The sequence below is a fragment of the Bacillus sp. GMa5/1 genome (genome assembly GCF_050172015.1).
Lineage (GTDB): Bacteria > Bacillota > Bacilli > Bacillales > Bacillaceae_G > Bacillus_A > Bacillus_A cereus.
Map to the genome: position 1 here is coordinate 1 of NZ_JBNLYC010000321.1, position 2,901 is coordinate 2,901.

Below are 2,901 nucleotides of genomic sequence, written 5' to 3' on the forward strand. Positions count from 1 at the left end.
TATTCCTAGCTTTATTAAGCTGTTTAGCTTACAGATAAGTGACATATTAAGGAGAAAAGAATAAATGATTGAGCTAAATAATATTTCAAAAGTTTATAATGAGTCTAAATCCAATGAAGTGAAAGTTCTTCAAAATATTGATTTAAAAATAGAAAAAAATAGTATGTTAGCGATTATGGGCCCGTCAGGGTCAGGTAAATCTACATTATTGAATATACTTGGTTGCCTAGATATCCCGAGTACGGGTACTTATAAATTGTATGATCAAGAATTACAATCTTTAAACCGAAGAAAATTAGCTACTATTCGAAATGAACACTTCGGTTTTGTTGTACAAGATTTTGCACTTATTGAGGACTACACTGTTATGAAAAATGTCGAAATTCCAATTTTGTACAGCAAGGACAAAACTAACAAAAAAGAAAGAGTGCTATCAATGCTTGATATGCTTGGTATGAAAGATAAATCATCTGAATATGCATATAATTTATCTGGAGGACAACGACAACGTGTAGCAATTGCACGAGCATTAATTAATAATCCGGATATTATTTTGGCAGATGAACCAACTGGAGCGTTGGATCAAAGAACAGGTCAGCAGGTTTTAGATATTTTTAAAACAATACATCAAGAACAGAAAAAAACTATTTTAATCGTAACCCATGATGATAAGATTGCGAAACAATGCGATGGAATAATAAACATAGTAGATGGAAAGGTGTACTGAAAATTTATTGACCTGAAATTATTTTTATAATATTTTCTAAGGGGGAAGGTAATGATGGATAATGGGAAAAAATGAGCTGTATGAATCTAAAAAAAGAATACAAGAAAATTGGATTCTGCCCTTAATAGTAATGGCTATATTAATTATCTTACTACGCTACTTTATATTTACTCCTGTAGTAGTTGAGGGGAACTCAATGATGTCAACTCTTCAGGACGGAGATAGAATGGTAGCGAATAAAATTGGATACAAACTAAATGGTCTAGAACGATTTGATATTTCAGTATTCAAACATAAAGATGGAATGAATTATATAAAACGTATTATTGGCCTTCCAGGGGATTATGTTGAATATAAAAATGACCAGCTATACATAAATGGTAAAAAATATAGTGAGGTTTATTTAGATAGTCAAAAAAAAGAGTTGGCAAGGGGTGAGTTACTTACTGATGACTTTAATATAAAAACATTGCCATCAACTTTTAGTAAAGTAGTTCCAGAGGGACACTATTTTGTATTAGGAGACAATCGCCGTGGTAGTAAAGATAGTCGTGATATTGGTTTTATATCGGCAGATAATATTATTGGAAAAGCAAATGTTGTTTTTTGGCCTATGAATGAGATAAAAATTGTCAAATGAAAAAAATGGTTGATAATTGGATAGCAATTTATTTTATAGGTTAACTACTATTGATTTGGAATATTTTGTATTAACACCCCTTTTCGGGGGATGGGCAAAGAAACCCATTTTAGATAAAAAAAAGAATCCTTAATAGCTTAAGGATTCTTCCCAATCCGTACACCCTTTTGATTAATGCAATAATGAATTCTCTTTCTTTTCTCTCATATACACTGCAAATTGTATCATTTCTTCTTGGGTAAATTGTCTTCCTTCAGTTGCCCCTTGTTTAGCCGTCCCAATATATACTAAATCATCCCATTTAGAAAACGGTTCTTCTCCTTAAAAGACCATTTCACTATATCTTTTCCATTCCCCGTCAATGTTTACTACATTATATCTTCCCTCATTAGCTAAGAAACTCATTGCAAAGATTTTATCAGAGTAATAGCAATCACATTCCCTATTCGGATCGAGTAATTCTTCCCAACTAATATTAGTTATTAAATCTTCTTCTGGAATTTCACGTTTCTCTGTTTCAATAAGTTCATAAGATGAAATTGGTATATCGTCTAACTCATCATCATATACTTCTTTCATGATCCAACAGTCTTTACTAGCGCCTTCTGCATAATATTGATACCATCTATTGTCATGCGTTTTAAATACATAAATATATCCATTTGTAATTGTCTTACGATAAGTTTCAACGATATAACTGCGATCAAAATTCCCCGTTTGGTCATATAGTGTGTCATCATCATGATAAGTTTCGGTTTCAATAATGAGTTTCTTTTTCTCACCCTCAATTATATATTCATAGCCGTCGACTACTGGAAAGTCTTCTGGATAATCATTCATACACCTTTTTTCTATTAAGCAATCCTTTACTTATGGCTGCTTCAGGAATCTCTTCTAACTCTACGAACTTGTCAAATTCATTATTAATATCTATTCCATAAGGTTCTAATATTTGATGCAATTGTCTAGCAACCCTTGTTTCTTCATAAATCATATATTCATACTCTTTAGGATTGAAATCTGTTACTAAAACATATGTATCCAAAGGGTTTATCGTATATGTATTTACCCATTTATTAGGCTGATTGAAAACTCCGTGTGGGATTAAATATCCCCATAACACCACATACTTTTGAAATTTCTCTTCTGGTACTACAAAATACGAGGAACCATCGTTTGTTTCTCTTTCTAGTACACGTTTTCCACTGAACAATTTACGCATATACATACCCCCATGATTAGTACAAAATAATAAAATATAATGCTCATACTAAGTGTATCTTTGAATTAAAGTTTGATTAAAAAGTGCGTCTGAACCCTTACTTTACAGTAAAAAATAGAAGCTATTTTGAAAAAAGATTGATTAAAATAGCTTCTATTTTTGTGCATATATATTGTGTTTTTATAATAAAATTTGATTATTTTAGCAAGCGAATAGTGAAGATGTCCAACAGGCATATTTTTTTCTTCAGGTAATACTAAAGAAACTGCAAATTGTTCACCATGTTCGATTGTTTTACCACATTGTGAACAT

2 protein-coding genes and 2 pseudogenes are annotated in these 2,901 nt (G+C 31.3%); 2 read left to right on the forward strand and 2 right to left on the reverse strand.

Annotated features, from left to right (window positions below; genetic code table 11):
• Positions 1 to 64: 64 nt before the first annotated feature.
• A complete protein-coding gene (locus ACQGSG_RS28045) occupies positions 65 to 727 on the forward strand; it encodes an ABC transporter ATP-binding protein (protein WP_426948592.1) in 663 nt (220 codons plus the stop codon).
• A 61-nt stretch (positions 728 to 788) separates the two neighbouring features.
• Positions 789 to 1,367 carry a signal peptidase I gene (gene lepB / locus ACQGSG_RS28050; RefSeq protein WP_426948594.1) on the forward strand — a complete coding sequence of 193 codons (579 nt, stop codon included), beginning with the start codon at positions 789 to 791 and terminating at the stop codon, positions 1,365 to 1,367.
• Between the two features lie 171 nt (positions 1,368 to 1,538).
• Here lepB and ACQGSG_RS28055 read toward each other — a convergent pair.
• Positions 1,539 to 2,589 (reverse strand): annotated as a pseudogene (locus ACQGSG_RS28055) (hypothetical protein).
• Positions 2,590 to 2,654: 65 nt separating this feature from the next.
• Positions 2,655 to 2,901 (reverse strand): annotated as a pseudogene (locus ACQGSG_RS28060) (hypothetical protein); the annotation flags it as partial.

What these genes read in the sequence shown, in the direction of transcription:
- ACQGSG_RS28045 (WP_426948592.1), top strand. Translation starts at nt 65, where the DNA reads ATGATTGAGCTAAATAATATTTCAAAAGTTTATAATGAGTCTAAATCC.
- lepB (WP_426948594.1), top strand. Translation starts at nt 789, where the DNA reads ATGGGAAAAAATGAGCTGTATGAATCTAAAAAAAGAATACAAGAAAAT.